Origin of the sequence: Acinetobacter sp. NIPH 2699 (assembly GCF_022549355.1) — a bacterium.
Lineage (GTDB): Bacteria > Pseudomonadota > Gammaproteobacteria > Pseudomonadales > Moraxellaceae > Acinetobacter.
The window spans coordinates 14,862-40,174 of record NZ_JAKZGL010000013.1 but is presented as its reverse complement, the minus strand read 5'-3'; the positions used below and the strand labels follow the sequence as shown (position 1 = coordinate 40,174).

Sequence of the window (25,313 nt, the reverse complement as noted above, 5' to 3'; positions counted from 1 at the left end):
ATGGTCAATAATCTTCATCCATTTCCTGTCAAGAATCAGCGTGTTGTATTGGAACATTTATCCTCTTTGCAAGAACAGCTTAAAGAGGCTCATCTCAAGCAACTATTTGCAGCAGACGCTTCACGTTTTACCAAGTTTTCTGTGGAATATGACCAAATTGTTTTAGATTTTAGTAAACATCGAATTGATCAAAATATTCTTGACGGTTTGGTTGATTTAGCGCATAGCCAAGATCTCAGTCAATGGATCAAAAAACTATTTTCATCAGAGCAGATTAATTTCACTGAGCATCGTGCTGCGATGCATTGGGCATTGCGCTTACCGAAAACCAATCAGGACTTTTCTGCTGTTAATCAACAAGTTCAAGTACAACTTGAGAAAATGTATGCTTTGGTGGAAAAGATTCATACTGGACAATATCGCGGTGCGACAGGTGAGGTTATTCAGGATGTGGTGAATATTGGAGTCGGGGGGTCTGATTTAGGTCCATTGATGGTGACGCATGCATTGTCAGATTTTAAGGTCAAGACAGCAAAACCCTTGGATGTTCATTTTGTTTCGACCATGGATGGCAGTCAGCTTTCCGCGTTACTGCATCAGCTTCGTCCTGAAACAACCTTATTTATTATTTCGTCAAAATCTTTTGGCACGATTGACACGCTTTCGAATGCTGAAACGGTACGCCAATGGTTAGAAAAAGCCTTGGGCACAGATACAAAAATCTTGAAAAACCATTTTATTGGTGTTTCAACCAAAGCAGAAAAAATGACGGAATGGGGCATTGCCCCTGATAAGCAACTGCTATTGTGGGACTGGGTGGGTGGCCGTTATTCATTGTGGTCATGTATTGGTTTACCCATTGCTTTAATGATTGGTGTAGACGGATTCAAGCAGTTTTTAGCGGGTGCTTATGCGATTGATCAACATTTCCAAACGGCACCGTTTGCTCAAAATATCCCTGTCTTAATGGGACTGTTGGGTGTGTGGAATAATAATTTTCTTGATATTCAGACCCATGCAGTCTTGCCTTATGATGGACGACTTAAATATTTTGCCTCCTATTTGCAACAATTAGAAATGGAGTCCAATGGTAAATCGACCCAACGTAATGGTGAGAAGGTCGCTATGGCCACTTGCCCAATTGTATGGGGCGAAGTAGGACCAAATGCGCAGCATGCGTTCTATCAGTTATTACATCAAGGGACACATTCAGTTAGCTGTGATTTTATTGCTCCAGTTAAGCGCTACAATGCTAATCAGTTTACCTATGTCGAAAGTGCTGATGCATTGGTTGAGCAGCATCATCTCGCATTATCGAATTGTTTAGCGCAATCTCGTTTATTGGCATTTGGCAATCAGGCGCTGGCAGCAGATGAGCTTAAAGATTTACCCGCATACAAGCAATATGAAGGCAATCAGCCAAGTTCGACCATTTTATTAAAAGAGTTGAATCCGTATAGTTTAGGTATGTTGATTGCACTTTATGAGCATAAAGTTTTTGTGCAGTCGGTGTTATGGAATATCAATCCCTTTGATCAATGGGGTGTGGAAAAAGGCAAAGAGATTGCTAATCAGCTTTTGCCGATTTTAAACCGTGAGCAAGAGGATTTATCTATATTTGATGCATCGACACAGGGTCTATTGAAAATATTATTAGGCAAGACAGAAACTTAAAAAGCGATTGTTCTATAGATAGAAGGAAATCTTTTTGGTCTAAAAAGATTTCCTTCTTTTGTTTACTAAGCTGAAATTAGATGCGTCAACTCATCGACATAAACCTGCATCGGTTGTGGATTTTGATCGGCGCGACTTTCAATATTTAAGCGTAGTAATGGCTCGGTATTTGAGGCACGCACATTTAAACGCCAAGCACCGAAATCAAGACTTACCCCATCAGTACGGTCGATCTGTGGATTTTGATCGGCATAGTGATCAAAGATCTTTTGTACCGTTGTCTGAGTATCAGCGACTTTAAAGTTGATCTCACCGCTACATGGAAATTTTTCAATCATATTTTCAACTAAAGTTGAAAGGGTTTGACCTGTTTCAGAGAGTAGGGCAATCGTGAGCAACCAAGGGATCATACCGCTATCGCAATAAGCAAAGTCGCGGAAATAATGATGTGCACTCATTTCGCCGCCGTAAACGGCATTGTGTTCACGCATCACATCTTTAATAAAGGCATGCCCCGATTTTGACTGTACCGCAATCCCTTGATATTTTTCCACAATATCAAAGGTATTCCAAACAAGACGTGGATCATGAACAATTTTCTCCCCTGCTTGTTTGATCAAGAAAGCTTGTGCTAGCAACCCAACGATATAATAGCCTTCTATGAACTGCCCCTTTTCATCAAATAGGAAGCAACGGTCAAAGTCCCCATCCCATGCAATTCCCATATCAGCTTGATGTTTAAGTACAGCATCACGAGTGCTGTCACGGTTTTCGATCAGGATCGGGTTAGGAATACCATTCGGGAAGGTACCATCAGCGTCGTGGTGGATTTTAATAAATTCAATAGGAATGTGTAGTTGTTGGAACTTCTGTTCGATCGCATCAATGACATGACCTGCTGCACCGTTACCTGCATTGACCACCAGTTTAAGTGGTTTAATTTTTTGTGGATCAATATAAGTCAGTAGGTGCTCAATGAATTCAGGCAGAATATTATAGTGTTGTGTGGTGCCGTTCTGTGCGACTTCAACGAACCGCCCCGATTCAGCCAAAGCTTGAATTTCTTTTAAGCCAGTATCAGCACTGATTGGACGTGCATTTTCACGCACCAATTTCATGCCGTTGTAATCCATTGGGTTGTGGCTGGCAGTGATTTCTATACCACCCTGAACATCGAGATGGAATGCACCGAAATACACTTCTTCAGTCCCTGTCATACCTAAATCAAGCACATTGATGCCTGCATCATTTAGACCACGAATGGTGGCTTGTTTTAAGCCTTCGCTGCTTAAACGAATATCACAACCGATCACGATGGTTTTTGGTTGATAGATTTGTCCATAAGCGCGACCAATCTTATAGGCAATTTCTTCATTGAGCTCTGTACCCAGTTTGCCGCGAATGTCATAGGCTTTAAAGCAAGTCAGTTGTGTCATTGGAAGTTACGCTGTTATTTGTCATTGTTGAGCAGTATACAAAGGGATCGTAAAATAAAAAATGGCTGCTTCAATTGAAACAGCCATTTTTGGTAAGGATGTGTAGATGGTGTTAAGCTGATTTTGCTAAAACTTCCGCAACCGCTTTTGCAACTTTATAGACATTATTCATGTTTAAACCCGCAACACAAATACGACCACTACGCACCAGATAGATCGCATAGTCTTCACGTAAAGTATCCACTTGTTCAGCGGTTAAGCCTGTGTAGCTGAACATACCTTTTTGATTCACAAGGTAGCTGAAATCACGTTCTGGCAATGCTTTGGTCAATTCATCTCTCAAGATGCTACGCATTTTAAGGATACGCTCACGCATCTCTTTCACTTCATCTTGCCACTGTTGATTTAGCTCAGCGTCATTTAACACTTGATCTACTAACCACGCACCTGTTGTTGGTGGGCTAGAGTAGATGCGGCGTACAGTCGCTTTTAACTGACCGAATGTGCATTGCGCTGCTTCTGCATCGTCACAAACAAATGTCAAACCACCAACACGCTCACCGTAAAGTGAGAAGATTTTAGAGAATGAATTGCTGACAATGAAGTTTAAGCCCGCTTGGTCTAGTGCGCGAATCGCATAGGCGTCTTGTTCCATACCATCGCCAAAACCTTGGTAAGCGATATCAAGGAATGGAATCAAATTGCCTTGTTTTAATACCGCAATCACTTGATCCCATTGTGCTGGATTCAAATCCGCACCTGTCGGGTTATGGCAGCAAGGATGTAACAACACAATGCTTTGTTCTGGCAATGTTTTTAGCGTAGACAACATGCCATCAAAATCGACACCACGCGTTTCAGCATCGAAGTATGGATAGAAATTACTTTTGATGCCTGCACCATTGAAGATGGCAACATGGTTATCCCAAGTCGGTTGGCTGACCCAAACTTCTGAATTTGGGAAATATGTTTTTAGAAAGTCAGCACCAACTTTCAATGCACCTGAACCACCCAATGTTTGAATCGTCGCAACACGACCTTGTTGAATTGCTGGGCTATTTGCGCCAAACAATAAGGCTTGAATCGCTTCACGGTAAGGTTTGAAACCTTCCATTGGAAGATAAAGCTTGGTTTGCGTATTCTTCGGTGCAATCCGTTTTTGCGCTTCGATAATGGTATCAAGCTGAGGAACGATGCTGTCTTCGTTATAGTACAAACCAATACTGAGGTTCACCTTTTCAGCGCGTGGATCAGCATTGAACTGTTCCATTAATGAAAGAATTGGATCGCCTGCATAAGGTGGGATATGTTGAAACATTAACAATGTCCTTTTATTCAACAAGGGGCATGGAGGTGTTTTTTGAATGCCCAATAATGTACCAATAAAGTGCAGATGAAGCACTCTATTATTTGCATTTCTAGTGCAGTATTTACTTACAAAATCAGTCAAAGACCAACAGATTATCAGGATTGTCTACAATCAAGCTGTCATACCATCGTCGTAGTATAAAAAGAATAAAGTCCATTATGTGGTACAGATCAAATCAATATTTAATTGACTATATTTTATAAGTTTTTGTTTTTACTATATTTAATATGATTTTCGATTTGATTGTTGATTTGCTTAGTCAGGGTGTTTAGCCAATAGGATTGCCAGAGCCTCTATTTTTATTGTCGACAATCCTATTGCATTTTCGCTTGTATTTGGTTATAAAATCATAAAAATGCTAGAGATTGTTGACAATATGCAAGATACCCTTGTTCCACAAGCCATCAGCACAAGTCAGGGAAGAACACTGACGGAACACGTATTTAAGCAAATTCAATCCGCAATCGTCTTGGGGCAGATTCCTGCGGGCAGTAAGATTTCTGAACCTGAACTGGCACGTGTGTATGGGATTAGCCGTGGGCCTTTGCGTGAAGCGATTCATCGTCTTGAAGGACAGAAGTTGGTAGAGCGTACTGCGCATATTGGCGCACGTGTGGTTTCCCTCTCGCTACAACAGTTTCAAGAGCTGTACCAGATTCGTGCTTCTTTAGAAGGCTTGGCTTGTAAACTCGCTGCTCAACATATTGATAAAAAACAAATCTTGGCATTGCGGGATGTATTACGTTTACATGCTGAAGATGAAAATTTTAAAGCAGGAAAAGGCTATTACTTGCAAGAAGGGCAAGATGATTTCCATTACTGCATTATCAAAAGTAGTGGCAATAAAACCCTCGAAAAAATGCTCTGTGATGAGCTTTACCATCTGATTCGGATGTATCGCATCCAGTTTTCAAATACCCCAAATCGACCCAGCAAAGCTTGGGAAGAACATATCCGCATTTTAGATGCGATTGCTGAAGGTGACGGTGAACTTGCCGAAATGCTGATGCATCGTCATATCAATGCATCTTACAAAATTGTTGAGCAAACATTGTTGCAAACTCAAGGAGAACATCAACATGGCTAAATCTGCTGGTCAGCTATTCCGCGACGCGGTCGCAAATGAAAAACCATTACAAGTGGTGGGTGCAATTAATGCGAACCATGCTTTATTGGCAAAGCGTGCAGGTTATAAAGCGATTTATTTATCAGGTGGCGGTGTCGCGGCAGGTTCGTTGGGCTTACCTGATTTAGGCATTAGCAATCTTGATGATGTGCTCACTGATGTCCGTCGTATTACTGATGTTTGTGATTTACCGTTGTTGGTGGATGTGGATACCGGTTTTGGTGCATCTGCATTTAATATCGCGCGTACCACCAAGTCGATGATTAAGTTTGGTGCGGCAGCGATGCATATCGAAGATCAAGTCGGTGCTAAACGTTGTGGTCACCGTCCAAACAAAGCCATCGTGACGCAACAAGAAATGGTTGACCGTATTAAGGCAGCAGTTGATGCGCGCACCGATGAAAACTTTGTGATTATGGCGCGTACGGACGCTTTAGCAGTTGAAGGCCTACAAGCAGCGATTGATCGTGCAGGTGCATATATTGAAGCAGGTGCGGATATGTTATTCCCTGAAGCAATCACTGAGTTGGCCATGTATAAGCAATTTGCTGATCTGACCAAAGTTCCAGTCTTGGCGAACATTACTGAATTTGGTTCTACACCATTGTTCACCACGGAAGAATTGGCTTCTGCTGATGTCAGCATTGCCTTATATCCACTTTCTGCATTCCGCGCGATGAATAAAGCAGCAGAAAATGTCTATGAGACTTTGCGCAAAGAAGGCACGCAGAAGAATGTGGTGGACACCATGCAAACGCGTCAGGAATTGTATGAGCGCATTAACTACCATGCGTTTGAACAATACCTTGATGGAACTTTTGCGAAGAGCAAGTAATTTCCCCCCTCCTAACCTACCCCAGAGGGAGAGGGAATTCACGAATTGAAGACTTTCTAGTGGAGATAAAAAGAGTATTTTTATCAGTTTCATGAAGGTCTTAATGATCGTGAAGGCGGCATGGATGCCGCTACGTTGGGCTGCGGTAGCAAGGACGTACCGTCAGGCCAACAAAGGATTTTTGCTTACTTTTGATCCATCAAAAGTAAGTCCAGCCGAAGGCTTATCCTCAAATAAGATGAGAGTTCGGTATGACACCGCTACGAAATTCACCTAAGGATAAAAAAGGACAATCTTATGAGCAGTAATGAAACGCTAACAACAGGCTTCAAACCAAAAAAATCAGTCGCACTCAGTGGTCAAGTTGCAGGTAATACCGCACTGTGTACCGTAGGCCGCAGCGGTAACGATTTGCACTATCGTGGTTATGACATTCTTGATCTTGCAGTGGGCAGTCAATTTGAAGAAGTGGCGCATTTACTTGTGCATGGCAAATTACCCAACAAAGCTGAACTGAAAGCCTATAAAGCCAAATTAAAAGCACTGCGTGGCTTACCAGCGGCACTCAAAACTGCACTTGAGCAACTTCCTCCATCAGCTCATCCAATGGATGTGATGCGTACAGGGGTATCTGTTCTAGGTTGTTTAACGCCAGAACATGAAGACCACAACGAAGCAGGCGCAAAAGACATTGCTGACAAATTGATGGCAAGCTTAGGCTCAATGTTGTTGTACTGGTATCACTTTAGCAACAATGGTCGCCGTATCGAAGTTGAAACCGATGATGACTCGATTGCCGCGCATTTCTTACATTTGTTGCATGGTGAAAAACCGTCAGAGGAATGGACTGAAGCGATGCACACTTCATTGATTCTGTATGCAGAGCATGAATTCAATGCATCAACATTTACCTCGCGCGTGGTGGCAGGTACAGGTTCAGACATGTACTCAGCGATTACAGGCGGTATTGGTGCGCTACGTGGACCAAAACATGGTGGTGCGAACGAAGTTGCGTTCGTGATTCAACAGCGTTATGACAATGCCGACGAAGCAGAAGCAGACATCCGTAGCCGCGTAGAGAAAAAAGAAGTGATCATTGGTTTTGGTCACCCTGTTTATACGATCTCTGATCCACGTAACGAAGTGATCAAGAAAGTGGCTTATGATCTTGCTGAAGCGCAAGAAAATAACAAAATGTATTTGATTGCTGAACGTCTAGAAGCGGTGATGAAAGAAGTGAAGAACATGTTCCCGAACCTCGATTGGTTTAGTGCAGTGAGCTATCACTTGATGGGTGTTCCTACCGCCATGTTTACGCCATTGTTTGTGATTGCACGTACCGCAGGTTGGTCAGCGCATGTGATTGAGCAACGTCAAGACGGCAAGATCATTCGTCCAAGCGCGAACTATACAGGCCCTGAAAATCTAGAATTCAAACCTTTGGCGGAGCGTGGCTAATATGAATAACACACAATACCGTAAACCGCTGCCAAATTATAATGGCGATACCCAGCTCGAATACTATGACGTGCGTCAAGCCGTTGAAGATATTCAGCCAGGCGCGTACGCGACTTTGCCGTATACCTCGAAAGTATTGGCAGAGCAGTTGGTTCGCCGTTGTGATCCAACGTTGCTCACCGATGCCTTAAAACAATTGATCGAACGTCGTCAGGACATGGATTTTCCTTGGTATCCTGCGCGCGTAGTCTGTCACGACATCTTAGGTCAAACCGCTTTGGTTGACCTTGCAGGCTTGCGTGATGCCATTGCCGAACAAGGTGGTGATCCCTCTAAAGTCAATCCTGTTGTACCAACGCAGTTGATCGTAGACCATTCACTCGCAGTAGAATTTGGCGGTTTTGATCCAGATGCATTTGAAAAAAACCGTGCCATCGAAGATCGTCGTAATGAAGACCGTTTCCATTTTATTGAGTGGACCAAAACCGCCTTTAAAAATGTCGATGTGATTCCTGCGGGCAACGGCATCATGCACCAAATCAACTTGGAGAAAATGTCTCCAGTGATTCAAAACCGTGATGGTTTGGCTTTTCCCGATACTTGTGTCGGTACAGATTCGCATACACCACATACCGATGCGCTTGGTGTGATTTCGATTGGTGTCGGTGGTTTAGAAGCTGAAAATGTGATGTTGGGTCGTGCATCGTGGATGCGCCTACCTGACATTATTGGGGTTGAGTTTGTTGGTCAACGTCAGGCAGGCATTACTGCAACCGATATCGTCTTAGCCTTAACCGAGTTCTTGCGTAAAGAGCGGGTGGTCGGTGCATATCTAGAGTTCTTCGGCGAAGGTGCGGACACCATGTCGATTGGTGATCGTGCCACCATCTCCAACATGACCCCTGAATATGGTGCAACCGCTGCGATGTTCTACATCGACCAAAACACCATTGATTATTTAACCTTGACGGGTCGTGAAGCAGAACAAGTCAAACTGGTTGAACAATACGCCAAAGAAATCGGTCTTTGGGCAACGGATATGACCCAAGCGCAATATCCTCGTGTACTCCGTTTTGATCTTTCAAGCGTAACCCGTAATATCGCAGGGCCATCAAACCCACATGCGCGTGTTTCGACTGCTGATTTGAAAGCCAAAGGTATTGCAGGTGTAGTTGAACATCGTACTGATGGTTTAATGCCTGATGGTGCAATCATCATTGCTGCAATCACCTCATGTACCAATACCTCAAACCCACGTAATACTGTTGCCGCAGGTTTATTGGCACGTAAAGCCAATGAATTGGGCTTAGTGCGTAAGCCTTGGGTGAAATCTTCATTTGCTCCAGGTTCAAAAGCGGCTGCGCTGTACCTTGAAGAAGCAGGCGTACTGAAAGACCTAGAGAAATTAGGCTTTGGTATCGTGGCCTATGCTTGTACGACGTGTAATGGCATGTCAGGTGCACTCGATCCAGTGCTTCAACAAGAAATCATTGACCGTGACTTGTATGCGACCGCAGTGCTTTCTGGTAACCGTAACTTCGATGGTCGTATTCATCCTTATGCCAAACAAGCATTTTTGGCATCGCCACCGCTTGTCGTAGCCTATGCGATTGCAGGAACGATTCGTTTTGACATTGAAAAAGATGCGCTTGGTACAGATAAAGACGGCAATCCAATTTACCTAAAAGACATCTGGCCATCGGATGCTGAAATTGATGCCTTGGTCAAAGAGTCAGTCAAGCCTGAACAGTTCCGTAAAATTTACATTCCAATGTTTGATCTGGGTGTAAATGAAGAAGCGGCAAGTCCACTGTATGACTGGCGACCAATGAGTACTTATATTCGCCGTCCGCCGTATTGGGAAGGGGCATTGGCTGCGCCGCGTACTTTAGCCAATATGCGTCCACTTGCGATCTTGGGTGACAACATTACCACCGATCATTTATCGCCATCAAATGCCATTGTCCTTGATAGTGCGTCTGGTGAGTATTTGGCGAAAATGGGTGTACCTGAGGAAGACTTTAACTCATACGCAACGCATCGTGGCGACCATCTCACCACGCAACGTGCGACATTTGCCAACCCGAAATTGTTTAATGAAATGGTGGTTCGTTCAGACGGCACGATTAAACAAGGTTCAAAAGCGCGTGTAGAGCCTGAAGGCGAAGTAATGCGGATGTGGGAAGCGATTGAAACTTACATGAACCGTAAGCAACCGTTGATCATTGTGGCAGGTGCGGATTATGGTCAGGGTTCTAGTCGTGACTGGGCTGCCAAAGGTGTACGTCTTGCAGGTGTGGAAGCGATCGTGGCAGAGGGCTTTGAGCGCATTCACCGTACTAATTTGGTGGGTATGGGTGTATTACCGCTTGAGTTTAAGCCAGGCGTTAACCGTAAGACCTTAAAGCTAGATGGTACTGAGCTTTATAGTGTGATTGGTAATATCTCACCACGTTCTGACTTAACTTTAGTGATCGAGCGTTCGACTGATGAAGGCAAAGAAGAAATTATTGAAGTAGCTGTGACGTGCCGTCTCGATACAGAAGAAGAAGTTTCTGTGTATGAAGCGGGTGGGGTATTACAGCGTTTTGCACAGGATTTCTTGGAAGGTCAAGTGGCTTGATAATGCTTTAACATTGTAAAAATGACAGGAAAGCTCTATCTTAGGATGGAGCTTTTTTTTATTGGAATTGGTTGATGAATAAAAAAATAGAAAAATATGGTGTTGCTGCGGTTGAACGTCCAAGAATTCAGGCAACGAAGCAATTAGATTTGTCAGGTGAAACTGGTCGTCAGATCGTAAAGTCAGAAACAAAACTAGCATTGCGTACACATAGTAAGACATTTAAGCGCCTTGCAGATATGTAATGAATATTATTTGCTTTCCATTTGAACGTGTAATTGAGATTAATGCTTTTATTTTAGCTACAGAAAAAGGCATGAAAGGTGCAGCGGATGTTGGAAAGCTGCAAGGTGCTTTAGCTCGTGTTGATAATGCGATTGTTTATGAAGGCTTAGACGATGTGTTTGAAATAGCAGCTAAATATGCCTCAAGTATTGCAAATGCTCACGCATTATCTGATGCGAATAAACGGACTGGTTTAGCTGTAGCTTTAGAATATTTGTCTTTGAATGATTATGAACTATTACAAGATAACGAGCTGTTAGCCGATGCTGTCAGAGATTTAGTAATTGGTGAAGTCACTGAAAGTGATTTTGCAGATATTTTGTATGCGCATTATGTGGCAAATGGCGAGTAATTTTTGAAATAATAGAGAAAAATATAGATTCTGCGATAACTTGCCGTTTAGATACAGAAGAAGAAGTTTCTGTGTATGAAGCGGGTGGTGTATTACAGCGTTTTGCACAAGACTTTTTAGAAGGTCAAGTGGCTTAATTTCTTTGTAAAATACATTTTGATTAGTCAAATGTGATTATGCAATCTTTCTCTGCTAGCTCAGAAATAGTTAGCAGAGTATTCTATATTGTTTGAATACAATTGGAGCGATATTAGTGTTAAAGAAAATGTTATGCGTCTTTACAATTTTTGTGGGTTTGTCGGGTTGTGCCACGCTCTATCAGCAAGAACCATTAGAAGCAATCGTAGCAAGTCATATTGATATATCTAACTGGAAAGTTGGATATCAAAAACAATTTGGTGTAGGCAAAGGATATATCCGTGAATTCATTCCTATAAATGATTCGATTGGACAATGGTCAAAAATGCTATCAATTGAATTTTTAGAGGGGAATAAGAGCACACCACAAGAATTTACGGACCAATTCATGGCACAAAGAAAATCTCAATGTCCTTCGACAGAGTTCAAAATTTTAGAATCAGATACAGATAATATTTATTATCAAGCAAATTTTCCTGAATGTATGGGGCATTTAAAGCAATCTGAATTGACTCGTGTTATTCGAGGAAATGACGGTTTGCATCGAATCAGTTATTCTACTAAAGGCGATTTAACCGAAGCAGATACTACAAAATGGTTAAATGAGTTTAAACAAGCAAGACTTGTAAAAGGTCGTGAGAAAGCTATTGTGAGATAATTCACTATTAGGATCACATGTTAAAACATCTGATGTAAATTTAGTAAAAGCTGAACCATATTCTCAATATATTCTAATGTCCTCTTGAAGAATTTAGCAGGAAGCTTGAAACTTAATGCAACTAAACAGTGTAATAGAGAACATTTCGCCACGTTCTGACTTAATTCTGCGGATTGAACGCTCGACGGCTAATGGTCGAAATGAGATTGTTGAAGTGCCAGTGACTTGTCGCTTAGATACAGAGGAATTCTCTGTGTATTAAGTGGGTGGCGTACAACGTTTTGCATAAGACTTTTTAGAAGGTCAAGTGGCTTAGTTTACTGGGTTTTTTGATTCTTATAAAGAAGCTCTATCGCCATGGTAGGGCTTTTTTATAGGTGATTTTAAAAACTAGAATTATTTTTTTGAAATAAAAATACTATAGATTATACTGCACAGTATATTTAACTCCCTAAGATGATATAAAAATGTTTTCTAAACAAAAAATAATACTCCCATTACTTTGTACTGTTTTTCTTACAGCATGTGGTGGCGGTGGAAGCGGTAATTCAAATAATTCCACTGGAAAACCGGAGACAAAACCGGAGACAAAACCGGAGACAAAACCGGAGACAAAACCGGAGACAAAACCGGAGACAAAACCGGAGACAAAACCGGAGACAAAACCAGAAACAAAAGTTGAGTATATTACGTTAAAAGGTAATGCTCGTGCATATGGCAATGTTTTGGATAATATTAAACTGAACGTCACTGCTAAATGTGTGAATGGCGCTGGTTTTGAAGCAGATGTTGTAAGTGATCTCTATGGATCATGGTCTGGTGAGGTAGATCGTAAACAGCTCCCATGTAAGTTAAAAGTCGTTTCAGTAAAAGACACATACTACTCTTATGTATCTGATAAAGACGTCTTTGTTAATGTTAACCCTATTACAACCTTAGTCGTTGCTTTGGCATCTCAGCAAAAATCTGAAGATTGGTTTAACTCTAAATATATTTTTACTCCAATGGATTTAAACAAAGCTAATGAAGTAATAAAACAAGAATTAATTAAGAAAGGCTATGTTCTTGACAAAGACTTGAATCTGATAACAAATGATATGGGGAGTAATGCTTCTTATTATACTGTATTAGAAAAGTTAGAAGAAGCGATTCATGGTGTGACAGGTTTTAAAGATTACTCTGATTTAGTTGATTTAATTGCTAAAGGTCAAGTTGATGCAATTCCACTAATACCAGAGGATTATGCACGTTTAAAAATTAATTATCAGGCTTGTGCAGGGGAACAGTATCTAGGGAGTACCAAGATATTGACGCATTGTTCTTCAGGCTTATTACCTGATTTTAAGTCTAAGAAATTAAGACAAAAAGATAAGCAGGTTTGTGAAATTCAAAAGACAGGAGATCTGCTTTCAATTAAAAGTGGTCAAGTCAATTATCAAGTTAAAATAAATCAGCAAGAAAATGACAAAATTACAGATGGTTATCCAGTCATGAATACCTTATTACTTGCCGAAGGAAATCAGCGAGTAGAAATCCTTTTTCAATATGATTTACTGGTTATGGTGGCTGCATATCACGTAGATAGTAAAGGAGGTCAGATTGATCTTATTTCTTGTGATGGCATATATACACGATAATGAGATCTTGTCGAAGAGGCTGTAAGATGAACGACCATGTATGAAGCGAATAGGATTTACACCGTTTTATACAAAAGAGTTTTAGAAGCTTGAGTGACGTAATACATGCTTTTGTTGAAGGGGGGAAATAAAGCCTCTCAAAGTGTATAAACGATAACCTTCACCTTTCCGCCGCCATTATTCGTCGGAAAGGTCAATAAATAATCAGAACTATCACGCTATAGTATATGTACCATTTCTAAAATCTATGGAGAACAAAGATGGTGACTGCTGGCGAAAGACCCGGAACTGGTTTCTATTTTTGTGTCCAATGCGGACATCGCACTTATTTAGAAATTGGTACTGATCGTTTACCTCCGTGTACCAAATGCCTTGGCAATCAATTCAACAGTAAGATTGCTTAAGCCGCAAACACCAAACAGTTATCCACTGTTTGAATAAAAGCCCTGTCACTTGATGGGGCTTTTTGTTACCTTAAAAACATGAAACAACAAGACCGATCATCGGCATCAAATAAGGAAAACCAACATGGAAACAATATCCGCTTTATGTATTGGCGTAGGCTTAAGCGCTGCCTGTGGTTTTCGTGTCTTTGTTCCTTTATTGGTCATGAGCATTGCGACTTTATTCGGTTGGTATGAACCTGCAAAAGGTTTTGAATGGTTGGCAATGCCCACTGTTTGTGCAGCGCTTGGCTTTGCGACGATCTGTGAAATTGCTGCATACTATGTGCCGTGGGTCGATAATTTATTGGATACGGTCGCAACACCTGCGGCAGTGATTGCTGGAACACTGACCACCATGGCAGTGATAAGTGGGGAACTGTCTCAGTTTGCAACTTGGGCAGCCGCGATTATTGTTGGCGGTGGAACAGCAGGCGCAGTTCAATTAAATACTGTGGCTTTGCGTGGAATATCTACAGCAACAACAGGTGGGTTAGGCAATTTTGTGATTGCGACAGGGGAGTTGATAGGCTCAATCCTGTTGTCCATTTTGGCGTTTGTGATGCCTGTGGTGATTACGGTATTGGTGATTGTCTTTGTTGTGGTGGCTGTACGTTGGGTGCGGGCCAATAAGCGAGAAAATATAAGCCCTTCATTGTAAGTTTATATATGGTGCGATGAATTTAGAGTTTATGGTCATTGCTGGAGTATTAGATAAATAAGCCGAAAATGTATCGAGTAATGTCACAGTTTTTTTAAGATTTAATGCTAATCTTTTGAGAATAAAATTTCGACAAAAAAAGGTTCTCATGAAAATTGTGGCGATTCAACCTGCATTAAAACTTGGACAAGTCGAAGCAAATTTAAAAAAGCTTGAACAACTGATTTTAGCGGCATATCAGGAGCATCAACCTGATGTTATCGTGCTGCCTGAGTCCATGACTTCCCCAAATGTTTATTCACCACTGGCATTGCAGACACCACAACCATTACAAGGCGAACCGTTACAACTGTTAATTCGATTAGCAACGCAGCTCAATGTCGTTATCACAGGCGGATTTGTTGCAATTCGGGATGGGCACGCCTATGGCACTTATATCTTGGTCGAGGCGAATGGTGACTATCATCTGCATGACAAAGATATCCCAACGGCATGGGAGCAAAACTTTTATCGTGGTGGTGTCGATGATGGCATTGTCGATTCAACCACCTTGAAATGCAAAGTTGCTTTAGTGTCAGGGTGGGAGTGGGCACGTTACGGTACTGCGAAACGCATTCGAGCTCAGCGTGCACAATTGATTTTAGGGGGCATGTGTTGGTACTCCATGCCGATCAATTGGTATGGGATGTTAGGTAAGTGGATGCGACACGAACATGAGATCTATAAACAACAAAGTGAAGCTTTGCCTGCCCAAATGGCACGTTTGACAGGCACACCTGTGGTGCATGCCGCACATGTGGGTGAGGTAATGAGTGATATGCCACTGTTACCACATGTGAAATGGTTGACTGAAATGGTGGGTGAGACTCAAATCTGCGATGCATCAGGCAAGGTGTTGGCACGGATGAGTTTGGAGGATGGTGAGGGCTATATTGCCGCCGAAGTTGAAATCGCTGAGCCGCAGCCTTTGGATCAAGTGCAGCCGCGTTACTGGATTCCAGATATGACCGTAACTTCAAAATTGGCGTGGCATCTAGGCAATCTTCATGGTGGCTTAATGTATCGACTCCGACATCGTTTAAAAAAATTTCCGTGGCAGAACTAAGCATAAGCCCGCTATTTTTGATTTTTAGTAGGGATGCAATTTAAGTGATATTTCACTTTAAAATAAGCAATGGAACCGTATCATTCAAGGTGAATTTCCAAACTAATGCTCGAAAAATCACAGTGAAGCGAGTAAATTACACGCATATTAGATTCCGCGCTCAAGCTTATGGCAATCACTTGGATCTTGTTCACCCTCATGGCTGCATTTATGCAGGCTTGGCGCAATGCATTTCAAAAACAACTCAGTACTACCGTTGATGTCTATGGGACAACGCTGGCGCGCTTCCTGTTTGCACCGCTATTTGCCTTTAGTTATCTTGCATTCCTCTATCTACATCAACCTGTAACGACTCAAGTACATTTCTCCAATAAATTTTGGCTGTATGTGGTGATCGCAGGGATCAGTCAGATTTATGCCACAGCATTGATGGTCAAATTGTTCCAACAAAAAAACTATGCGATTGGGGTTGGACTGGCTAAAAGTGAAGCGATCTTGGCGGCATTAGTCGGTGTTCTATTTTTACAAGAACATTTGAGTGCTTGGGGCTGGGTGGGCGTTTCGATTGGTGCTTTGGCAGTTTTTCTACTCAGTAAAGGTCATCAGCACGCCCAATTATCGATCAAAACTTTGATGATCGGTTTAGGTAGCGGACTATGTTTTGCGATTACCTCGTTATTGGTGCGCGAAGCCAGTTTAGAACTGACGATGTTGCCATTTCTACACCGTGCAGCTTGGGTGTTGTGTAGTCTGATTAGCTTTCAATGCATCATTATGCTGCTCTATCTCGGGCTTTTTAGCCGTGAAACCTTGTATAAAATGTGGCAACGCCTTGGGCTAACATTTAAGGTCAGCGTTTGTAGCTTTCTTGCTTCACTGGGCTGGTTTAGTGCCATGAGTATGCAGACGGTGGCGATTGTTAAAACGCTCGGTCAGGTTGAGATTCTATTTAGCTTACTTATTTCGGCGTTTTTCTTTAAAGAGAAATTGGCAAAAACAGATCATCTTGGTTTGTGGTTGGTGATCGTTGCAGCGATTATGGTGATTTGGGCGTAGTGTTTGTTTATTCCGAGAATCTAAGCTTTGCATAGTCATTGAATAGTCTAAATTTCCGTGTAATGTTGAATTTAAGGAATTTAAATGGCTAGGTTAGCTATAGGTTGATAATAATTTCTATTTTAGTTGTGAATATCGAAATATATTTTCAAAAAAATAAAAAAATAGCGGTTCTTAGGAAAACAATCCCACACCGATCCCCCTAAACTATATCGCAAGGGTGTGAAAGGGATCGAAAAGAGTAGCATGCACCGAAGCTTATAAAGCAAGTGTGTACTTACCCAAAAGGTCTTGATTCGGCTTAGGACGCTATAAATCAAAAGTTTATAGGCAAAGGTTATGACTTACAAAGTCATAGGTGTTGAAGTAAACAACATGTTTTCCCTTGATACCCTTAAAAGTTCTGCAAAACAACAATAAATAAGAAACATAAAAAACCATCTCTATTCGCCTCATTGCAAAGCGCCTATCTTCTTAATGTCTATACCTAAGTGATTGATTGTCAATTGCTAAACATCATGTGACATTTTAATAAATTAAATATTTTCAATTGTTTAGTCTGCCTTTCCTCAAGCTTCGTTATGATCCATTGATTGACAGCTTTTAGCTGAGTTGTTAGTTTGGGCCTAATTTTGGCGCTTTGGAGGTTTTTTACACGACTTATGAGATGGTTTAGTTGATAAACCTCTATTAAGGGATCATTGGCGGTCCTTAAATGCATAAAAGGACAATTAAAATGAAAGTGGGTATCATTGGCTTTGGTAAAACAGGCCGTGCAGTTGCATCAGTATTATTAGAGTCACAAAAGACCAATTTACAATGGGTTATTCGTCAGTCGAAACAGCTTGAACATCGATCTGTTCCTGAGTTTTTAGGGGTTGAAGCAGATGACCTAGGCATTATCTATTCAAAAGATGAGTATGCTATCGGTGAGCTTCTAGATCGCTATCCTGTCGATGTGATTGTCGATTTTTCTTCAGAGCAAGGGCTGGATTATTATGGCGAGGAGGCCGCCAAAAGAGCAATTACTATTATTAGTGCTGTATCTCAGTATTCTGATGAAAAAATCAATCAAATTCAGAAACTTGCTGGAAGTACCTGTGTTTTGCATTCACCGAATATTACGATCGGTATTAATTTTTTGATTATTGCTGCCAAAATATTGAAAAATATCGCACCTTATACCGATATTGATGTAATCGAAGAGCATTTCAAAGCCAAAACCGAGGTGTCAGGCACTGCCAAAGTGATTGCACGTGAATTGGACTTAGCAGAAGACACGATTAAATCCGTACGGGCAGGGGGAATTGTGGGGGTGCATGAGATTTTATTTGGCTTCCCCTTTCAGACGGTCAGGCTCAAACATGAATCGATTACCCGTGAAGCGTTCGGCAATGGTATCTTATTTGCGATAGAAAACCTCAAAGATAAGCCTAAGGGGTTTTATAGTATGGAAGCGCTGTTATTGCCATTTTTTAAGTTGGATGAACCTGACACCAGTCTGTTGATCAACTCAAAGCAATCCTGAGCAAAGCTATATTCACTTGTTTCACGTGGAACAAATGATATTTTTGATGTTGTGATCCATCATAAAATGCTTTTGCTGAATGGCGGAAATTTCTTTATGATTTGCGCTCACCTTTTCTCACCATTTTCTCCTCATGCCTTTAAATGACAACTTTATTTATATGCCCCCTCAAGCGCCGCTTGAAATCTTGTATGAAGATGAGGATTTGGTGATTATCGATAAGCCTGCGGGACTTTTATCGGTGATGGGACGTTTACCAGAACATCAAGATAGTGCCTATCTGCGTATTTTAGAAAAATATCCGACAGCCAAAGTAACGCATCGTTTGGATATGGCCACCTCTGGTTTGTTGATGTTTGCCAAGCATCGTGATGCAGAAGTCGCGGTCAGTAAAATGTTCCAAGCGCGAACGGTGAAGAAATATTATCTTGCTTTGGTGCAAGGGCAGATTCAGGCGGAAGGAAGTGTTGAGGTGCCACTGATCACGGATTGGGAAAATCGTCCTCGTCAGATGGTGCATTTTGAATTGGGTAAACCAGCAAAAACTTTATTTCAGTTGCTGGACTATGATGTCACAACCGATCAGAGCCGAGTACGTTTAGAGCCTGTGACGGGTCGTTCGCATCAATTGCGTGTACATATGATGCATATCGGACACCCGATTATGGGGGATAAACTTTATCATCCTGAACCGGCAAAGTTCCATTTAAAACGGATGGCATTGCATGCCGCTTATCTGGCGTTTCAACATCCCTTAAATATGCAGAATGTTGAAATTCATGCTGAGCTAACGTTTTAATCATCACAAGCAAGAGGCAGAACCATGTATCCAGTGCAACATCGGTCGTGGATCACATTATCTGAACAGCAGCAAGCCCAATTAAAGTTGTTGTTATTGGAAGCAGACCCAGATTGGGCGCAAATCTCAAGCTATCTATTACAAGCAGATATTTTTGTGATTTTAGATGAGCAGGATCATCTCATTGCGCAACTTTGTCTCAGTCAGCAAGACCATCAGGCGGAGATTAAAAATCTTGCAGTAGCGCAAAGTGTACAAGGGCAGGGTTTAGCCAAAGCGTTGATTCAATATACGATTGGATATGTCATGCAATTGATGGTTCAGACATTATGGGTGAAAACAGGAAATTCCAGTCTTGATCAACTGGCACTGTATCAAAAATGTGGCTTTCGTATGTCGCATATCGAGCGTGATGTTTTTACCAATTATCCTGAACCCATTTATGAAAATGGCATTCGTTGTCTCGATCAGGTGGTACTTGTAATCGAATTTAATAACCATGCGCTATAATTCACTGCGATGATTTGGCTGAGGTTATGGCTACAATAATTATATTAATGCGTCTAAAAACTGACATAAAAATGGGTTAATCTATAGCCAAATAATTAAACTGAAACGACAATAAAGGATATTGGTATGACACGCGACTATGAACAATTTCCCGATGATGATAATGGCAATCTACTGTGGCAAATGTTTGAAGATGGTAATGACCTGAGCGAACCACATGAGGTGGAGTTTTCGATTGTTTTTGAGAAACAAGAACAGATTGAAAAATGTGCTTTGCATCTTTTATATGCAGAGCAAAAAATCTCCCTGTTTCAAGAAGAACTGCATTCAGATGGTTCGGATATGTGGGTATTGAATATTCATGTCAATATGATGCTTGAACATGAAGATATTGTCGATTTAGAAGAGTGGATGACCCGCATCGCCCAAGAGTTTGACGGTGAATATGATGGTTGGGGTTGTATGAGCTACATCTATGATGAAGATGAGTAAACTATCTTTCTTTTAGAAATTACTCAACCCAAGACCAGAAAGCCCTTATTTGCCAATGAGGGCTTTTGGTTTATATCCTGACATCTAAATATAAAGATTCCTTGACCTCTTCCATCACCACATAGCTATGTGAAGACGCTGAAGCGGGTAGTTTTTTCAATAAATCACCCAATAAGCGTCGATAAGCACTCATTTCTTTGAGTCGAGCTTTCACCAAATAGTCAAACTCACCTGAAATCAAATGGCATTCCAATACTTCAGGAATCTCGACCAAATCACGCGCGACCTGATCAAACACATCGCCTGATTTGGCAGACAATTTAATTTCTAAAAATACCAACAGGCTACGATCAACATGCGCAGGGTTGAGGCGAGCGTAATAGCCCATAATCACACCTTCACGCTCCAATCGTTTCACGCGTTCAGAGCAGGGGGTGGTGGATAAATTGACACGCGAGGCTAACTCACTAATCGCAATTCGTCCTTCACACTGCAAAATCTCTAAGATCAAGCGATCAATACGGTCTAGCTTACGCATAGATTATTTCCTCTTATTTTGATTTTTTCGTGATAAATCCATTAAATTACCTAGATTATAAGCCTGAAAACAGTCAAAAAAACTATTGATACAAAAATATACTAGTTAAATAAACTAGTGGGCGAGAGGGACCTATTATGCGCGTCATCGTTTTAGGAAGTGGTGTGATTGGTGTAGCCAGTGCTTACTACCTTGCACTACAGGGTGCCCAAGTGACTGTACTTGATCGTCAGTCTGGCCCTGCCAAAGAAACCAGTTTTGGTAATGCAGGACAAATCTCGCCAGGCTATTCAACACCGTGGGCTGCGCCTGGTATCCCATTTAAAGCCGTGAAATGGATGTTTCAACATCATGCACCGCTTGCCATTAACATTGATGGCAGTATGTGGCAGCTTCAGTGGATGGCACAAATGCTGAAGAACTGTAACCCACAAAGCTATGCAGTTAACAAAGAACGCATGATGCGGATTGCGGAGTATAGCCGTGATTGTTTACGTGATCTCAGAGCGCAAACAGGCATTCATTATGAAAACCGTTCTAAAGGCACCTTGCAAGTGTTCCGCAATGAAGCTCAGCTTGAAGCCGTACAACGTGATATTCAAGTGTTAAAAGAATGTGGTGTCGATTTCAATTTGCTCAATGCTGAACAACTTGGCAGTGTAGAACCCGCATTGGCACATAGCGATAAATTGGTGGGTGGTTTACATCTGCCGAATGATGAAACAGGTGATTGTTATCTATTTACCAATGCCTTGGCAAAAGTCGCTCAAGACTTGGGTGTCGAATTCAAATTTGATCAAAATGTGGAAAAACTGATTGTTGAAGGTGATCAGATCAAAGGGGTGATGGTCGATGGGGCAATTCTAACGGCTGACCGTTTTGTGTTGGCATTTGGGAGTTATTCACGTGACTTCCTTAAACCACTTGAATTGAATTTACCCGTTTATCCCGTGAAAGGTTATTCGCTCACTGTGCCGATTGTAGATTCGACACTTGCACCACAGTCCACAGTACTGGATGAAACTTACAAAGTTGCGTTGACCCGTTTTGATCAGCGGATTCGTGTGGGGGGAATGGCTGAGTTAAGCGGTTTTAATCTGGGCTTGAATCAGGATCGCCGTGCCACTTTAGAAATGGTGACGCAAGATTTATTCCCAGGCGGAGATTTAGAACAGGCATCGTTCTGGACAGGGTTACGTCCGATGACACCTGATAGTACCCCGATTATTGGTGCAACGCGTTTTAAAAATCTATTTCTCAATACTGGGCACGGAACTTTGGGTTGGACCATGGCCTGTGGTTCAGGCAAATTGATTAGTGATTTGGTGATGAATCATCGTCCAGAGATTAGTACCGACGGTTTATCGATTCAGCGTTATTCGCACGCGGCATAATTCGAGTCTACAAGGAAGTTGTTTATGCCTCGTCTAATAACTGCGGTGATTCATCACCAAGCATTACGTCAAAATCTTGACGTTGTGCGGAAATCTGTACTGAACAGCAAGGTCTTTGCTGTGGTCAAAGCCAATGCCTATGGTCATGGCATTGAACGGGTCTATGCCTCTTTTAAAAGTGCTGATGGTTTTGCCTTACTCGATATTGATGAAGCTAAACGCTTACGTGCATTGGGTTGGACAGGTCCAATCTTATTGCTTGAAGGTATTTTTTCTCCTCAAGACCTATTTGACTGCGCTGAATATCAACTCAGTTTCACGGTTCACAGTGAGCAACAAGTGGAATGGCTACAACAGCATATTTATCCTGCCCAGTTTGATATTTTCCTCAAAATGAACAGTGGTATGAACCGTTTAGGCTTCAAAGCACAGCACTATCGCAAAGTTTGGCAGCATCTTCAGCGTCTGAGCAATGTCGCAAAAGTCACCCATATGATGCATTTTTCCGATGCAGATGGAGAGCGTTTTGGGCAAGTGGGCATTGATTATCAACGCACTGAATTTGAAGAGACCATTCAGGATTTGCCGGGTGAAAGATCGGTCAGTAACAGTGCCGCTATTCTGAGATACCCACATCAACTGCAATCGGACTATGTCCGTGCTGGCATTATGCTCTATGGCAGTTCACCTGATTATCCCAAACATCATATTCAAGACTGGGGGCTTGCTCCAAGCATGAGCCTACGCAGTGAAATTATTGCGATCCAGCAGTTAAATGCCAATGAGAGTGTTGGCTATGGTTCAAGCTTTATAGTGGAACAGCCGATGAGCATTGGCATTGTTGCTTGTGGCTATGCGGACGGTTATCAACGTATGTCACCGACAGGCACACCTATTTTAGTCGATGGCATTCGAACCCGGACCATTGGTCGTGTCAGCATGGATATGTTGGCTGTGGACTTAACGCCTATTCCCCAAGCCAAAATTGGCAGTGAGGTGGTGCTTTGGGGGCAATCAACTACAGGAACTATTTTATCCATTGATGACGTTGCAGCAGCGTCAGGCACCGTTGGCTATGAGCTGATGTGTGGGGTTACTGCACGTGTCACATTTATAAATCAAGACTAAGGAAATCATGATGTCACATTCAGATATACAGAAGATCAACACCAATGAAGTGATGAGTGCGGTGACGGTATTCAATCAAGTGGTGTATTTATCTGGGCAAGTCCCTAAAAATGCTGAGCTTGATATTGAAGGACAAACCCGAGACGTGTTGGCGACCATTGAGCAACTTTTAGCTTCGGCAAATACCGATAAATCACGACTCTTGTCAGCACAGCTTTTCCTCAAAGACCTTTCAGATTTTCCAGCGGTCAATGCGATTTGGGTGGACTGGTTAAAAGGTAGTGTTGCGCCATCCCGTGCCACCATTCAGGCAGATTTGGTCAATCCAAACTGGCTGATTGAGATTGCAGTGATTGCAGCACAAAAATGAAGCAAATCGCTTCATTTTTGCTTAAAGAATCGTAAAAAAGAAGAAAAGTAACGTATTTATTGTAGATAAATCAGCAGCAGATGCGTATTTTCTTGCAATGAATATGCGCCAGTCATTTTAAAAGACAGCGAATCATCGCGACAAAATAAAATACTGGCACACGAAGGAATAAGAAAAAGGAACTTTTATTATGACGGTTATGCAACAACAGTCAGAAGGTGAACAAGCACCCAATGACTTGCAACGTAAGCTCTCAAATCGCCATTTGCAACTGATAGCCATTGGTGGCGCAATTGGTACTGGACTGTTTATGGGTTCAGGCAAAACCATCTCGCTTGCTGGTCCATCGATCTTATTTATTTATATGATCATTGGGACCATGTTCTTCTTTTTGATGCGAGCAATGGGTGAGTTATTGCTTGCCAATTTGAAATATAAATCTTTCGTGGATATGGCGCATGATTTGATTGGTCCATGGGCAGGTTACTATATTGGCTGGACCTATTGGCTCGGCTGGGTGTTGGTCGGGATTGCAGACTTAGCTGCCGTGATCAACTATCTTGGCTTTTGGTTGCCTGCTGGGGAGTCATTTACCCCAATGGGGCAAGCCTTGATTAGTGCAGGTTGTGTCTTGTTTGTACTGGGTCTTAACCTGCTGACAGTACGGTTGTTTGGTGAAGTTGAGTTTTGGTTTGCCCTGATTAAGATTATTGCGATTATTGCCTTGATCGGTGTCGGTGGCTATATGATTTTTAGCCATTTTCAGGCACCTCAAGGCGCAGTTGCTTCGCTGAGTAATGTCTGGTCGCATGGTGGGATGTTCCCCAAAGGATTGGATGGATTCCTTGCGGGCTTCCAAATCGCCGTCTTTGCCTTTGTCGGGGTAGAGTTGGTTGGAACCACTGCGGCTGAAACCAAAGATCCACATAAGAATCTCCCGAAAGCGATCAATGCTATCCCGATCCGTATTATCTTGTTCTACGTATTGGCGCTATTGGTGGTGATGGCAGTTACGCCGTGGGATAGTATCCGTGCTGATAAAAGTCCATTCGTTGAACTATTCCTCAATGCTGGGATTGTCACCTCTGCAATTATCATGAATTTGGTGGTGTTATCTTCAGTGATGTCTTCGATGAACAGTGGGGTTTTCTCTACCAGTAGAATGTTGTTTGGTTTATCTAAAGATGGTCAAGCACCTGCGGCATTGGGACGTTTGTCTAAAAAAGCTGTACCTGCCAATGGCTTGTTTTTCTCCTGTGTCTTTATCATGGGCGGTGCAGTGCTACAGTACTTCGTACCAAACACGCTGGAAGCGTTTACCTTGGCGAGTGCCTTGTGTGTGATTCTGTTTATTAGTGTCTGGAGCTTAATTATGGTGTGCTATATCCGCTACCGTAAGTTACGTCCTGAGTTACACTTGCAGTCGAATTTTAAAATGCCGGGTGGGGTCTGGATGTCGTATCTTGTGATCGCATTCTTGTTGTTTGCCTTGGTGATTTTGGCACTGGAACCTGATACCTTGAAAGCACTCTACGTCAGCCCACTGTGGTTGGTGATTTTAGCGGTGACGTATCAAATGGTGTATAAACCACGTATGCGAAAACTGGAACGTGAGTTGGTCTAATCCACCTTGTAACCTTCTATAAAAGAGAGCTGATCCTAATGGATTGGCTCTTTTTGTATGGGTTTCTGCAACGC

The 25,313-nt window shown here is 42.1% G+C and carries 25 protein-coding genes; 22 read left to right on the top strand and 3 right to left on the bottom strand.

The genetic code is table 11. From position 1 onward, the window contains the following. Positions 1-1,674: a glucose-6-phosphate isomerase gene (pgi, locus tag MMP72_RS12310; protein WP_241317700.1), complete on the top strand. Its 1,674-nt coding sequence runs from the start codon at positions 1-3 to the stop codon at positions 1,672-1,674. Positions 1,675-1,739: 65 nt separating this feature from the next. Here pgi and MMP72_RS12305 read toward each other — a convergent pair whose 3' ends face one another. Together MMP72_RS12305 and MMP72_RS12300 are read right to left on the bottom strand one after the other, a co-directional pair. Continuing rightward, complete coding sequence (locus tag MMP72_RS12305; RefSeq protein WP_241317698.1) at positions 1,740-3,110, bottom strand: phosphomannomutase CpsG; 1,371 nt, start codon at positions 3,108-3,110, stop codon at positions 1,740-1,742. A gap of 112 nt (positions 3,111-3,222) precedes the next feature. Next, positions 3,223-4,428, bottom strand: coding sequence for an amino acid aminotransferase (locus MMP72_RS12300; RefSeq protein ID WP_241317696.1), 1,206 nt, complete (start codon positions 4,426-4,428; stop codon positions 3,223-3,225). A gap of 427 nt (positions 4,429-4,855) precedes the next feature. Between MMP72_RS12300 and MMP72_RS12295 the strand changes: the two genes are divergently transcribed. The 17 genes from MMP72_RS12295 (at position 4,856) to MMP72_RS12215 (ending at position 20,185) form a co-directional block, all read left to right on the top strand. Next, positions 4,856-5,566 carry a GntR family transcriptional regulator gene (locus tag MMP72_RS12295; protein ID WP_241317800.1) on the top strand — a complete coding sequence of 237 codons (711 nt, stop codon included), beginning with the start codon at positions 4,856-4,858 and terminating at the stop codon, positions 5,564-5,566. After that, positions 5,559-6,440, top strand: a complete 882-nt coding sequence (gene prpB / locus MMP72_RS12290) for a methylisocitrate lyase (protein WP_241317694.1) — start codon at positions 5,559-5,561, stop codon at positions 6,438-6,440. Before MMP72_RS12295 ends, prpB begins: the two co-directional genes overlap by 8 nt. A 297-nt stretch (positions 6,441-6,737) precedes the next feature. Next, a complete protein-coding gene (prpC, locus tag MMP72_RS12285) occupies positions 6,738-7,898 on the top strand; it encodes a 2-methylcitrate synthase (protein WP_241317692.1) in 1,161 nt (386 codons plus the stop codon). A 1-nt stretch (position 7,899) separates the two neighbouring features. Then, the gene (gene acnD, locus MMP72_RS12280) at positions 7,900-10,521 is read left to right on the top strand and encodes a Fe/S-dependent 2-methylisocitrate dehydratase AcnD (RefSeq protein ID WP_241317690.1); all 2,622 of its coding nucleotides are present in this window, start codon (positions 7,900-7,902) and stop codon (positions 10,519-10,521) included. 74 nt (positions 10,522-10,595) lie between these two features. Beyond that, positions 10,596-10,766 carry an acetyltransferase gene (locus tag MMP72_RS12275; RefSeq protein ID WP_241317688.1) on the top strand — a complete coding sequence of 57 codons (171 nt, stop codon included), beginning with the start codon at positions 10,596-10,598 and terminating at the stop codon, positions 10,764-10,766. Then, positions 10,766-11,158 carry a type II toxin-antitoxin system death-on-curing family toxin gene (locus MMP72_RS12270; RefSeq protein WP_241317686.1) on the top strand — a complete coding sequence of 131 codons (393 nt, stop codon included), beginning with the start codon at positions 10,766-10,768 and terminating at the stop codon, positions 11,156-11,158. The genes MMP72_RS12275 and MMP72_RS12270 overlap by 1 nt, the downstream gene beginning before the upstream one ends. A gap of 253 nt (positions 11,159-11,411) precedes the next feature. After that, positions 11,412-11,954, top strand: coding sequence for a hypothetical protein (locus MMP72_RS12265; protein ID WP_241317684.1), 543 nt, complete (start codon positions 11,412-11,414; stop codon positions 11,952-11,954). 115 nt (positions 11,955-12,069) lie between these two features. Continuing rightward, entirely contained in the window at positions 12,070-12,216 is a 147-nt protein-coding gene (locus MMP72_RS12260; RefSeq protein WP_241317682.1) for a hypothetical protein, read from the top strand. A gap of 205 nt (positions 12,217-12,421) precedes the next feature. Next, entirely contained in the window at positions 12,422-13,591 is a 1,170-nt protein-coding gene (locus MMP72_RS12255) for a hypothetical protein (RefSeq protein ID WP_241317680.1), read from the top strand. A 260-nt stretch (positions 13,592-13,851) separates the two neighbouring features. Beyond that, positions 13,852-13,995: a hypothetical protein gene (locus MMP72_RS12250; RefSeq protein WP_109441497.1), complete on the top strand. Its 144-nt coding sequence runs from the start codon at positions 13,852-13,854 to the stop codon at positions 13,993-13,995. A 124-nt stretch (positions 13,996-14,119) separates the two neighbouring features. After that, positions 14,120-14,695 (top strand): DUF4126 domain-containing protein, encoded by a 576-nt coding sequence (locus MMP72_RS12245; RefSeq protein WP_241317678.1) that lies wholly within the window; start codon positions 14,120-14,122, stop codon positions 14,693-14,695. Positions 14,696-14,843: 148 nt separating this feature from the next. Then, on the top strand, positions 14,844-15,800 hold the full coding sequence (locus tag MMP72_RS12240) for a carbon-nitrogen hydrolase family protein (RefSeq protein WP_241317676.1): 957 nt from the start codon (positions 14,844-14,846) through the stop codon (positions 15,798-15,800). A 168-nt stretch (positions 15,801-15,968) separates the two neighbouring features. Then, positions 15,969-16,856: a DMT family transporter gene (locus MMP72_RS12235; RefSeq protein WP_241317674.1), complete on the top strand. Its 888-nt coding sequence runs from the start codon at positions 15,969-15,971 to the stop codon at positions 16,854-16,856. 736 nt (positions 16,857-17,592) lie between these two features. Beyond that, on the top strand, positions 17,593-18,384 hold the full coding sequence (locus MMP72_RS12230) for a dihydrodipicolinate reductase C-terminal domain-containing protein (protein WP_241317672.1): 792 nt from the start codon (positions 17,593-17,595) through the stop codon (positions 18,382-18,384). A gap of 133 nt (positions 18,385-18,517) precedes the next feature. Beyond that, entirely contained in the window at positions 18,518-19,183 is a 666-nt protein-coding gene (locus tag MMP72_RS12225) for an RluA family pseudouridine synthase (protein ID WP_241317670.1), read from the top strand. Between the two features lie 24 nt (positions 19,184-19,207). Continuing rightward, the gene (locus tag MMP72_RS12220; RefSeq protein ID WP_241317669.1) at positions 19,208-19,693 is read left to right on the top strand and encodes a GNAT family N-acetyltransferase; all 486 of its coding nucleotides are present in this window, start codon (positions 19,208-19,210) and stop codon (positions 19,691-19,693) included. 126 nt (positions 19,694-19,819) lie between these two features. Further along, a complete protein-coding gene (locus MMP72_RS12215; RefSeq protein ID WP_241317667.1) occupies positions 19,820-20,185 on the top strand; it encodes a ribonuclease E inhibitor RraB in 366 nt (121 codons plus the stop codon). Positions 20,186-20,255: 70 nt separating this feature from the next. On the opposite strand, the gene MMP72_RS12210 is transcribed toward MMP72_RS12215, so the two are convergent. Then, entirely contained in the window at positions 20,256-20,723 is a 468-nt protein-coding gene (locus MMP72_RS12210) for an Lrp/AsnC ligand binding domain-containing protein (RefSeq protein ID WP_241317665.1), read from the bottom strand. Positions 20,724-20,860: 137 nt separating this feature from the next. On the opposite strand from MMP72_RS12210, the gene MMP72_RS12205 reads away from it, so the two are divergent. From MMP72_RS12205 to MMP72_RS12190, 4 genes are all read left to right on the top strand, one after another. Further along, a complete protein-coding gene (locus MMP72_RS12205) occupies positions 20,861-22,117 on the top strand; it encodes a D-amino acid dehydrogenase (protein ID WP_241317663.1) in 1,257 nt (418 codons plus the stop codon). A gap of 24 nt (positions 22,118-22,141) precedes the next feature. Further along, positions 22,142-23,245 (top strand): alanine racemase, encoded by a 1,104-nt coding sequence (gene alr, locus MMP72_RS12200; RefSeq protein ID WP_241317661.1) that lies wholly within the window; start codon positions 22,142-22,144, stop codon positions 23,243-23,245. A 10-nt stretch (positions 23,246-23,255) separates the two neighbouring features. Beyond that, positions 23,256-23,615, top strand: coding sequence for a RidA family protein (locus MMP72_RS12195; RefSeq protein WP_241317659.1), 360 nt, complete (start codon positions 23,256-23,258; stop codon positions 23,613-23,615). 190 nt (positions 23,616-23,805) lie between these two features. Next, complete coding sequence (locus MMP72_RS12190) at positions 23,806-25,239, top strand: amino acid permease (protein WP_241317657.1); 1,434 nt, start codon at positions 23,806-23,808, stop codon at positions 25,237-25,239. Positions 25,240-25,313: the final 74 nt, after the last annotated feature.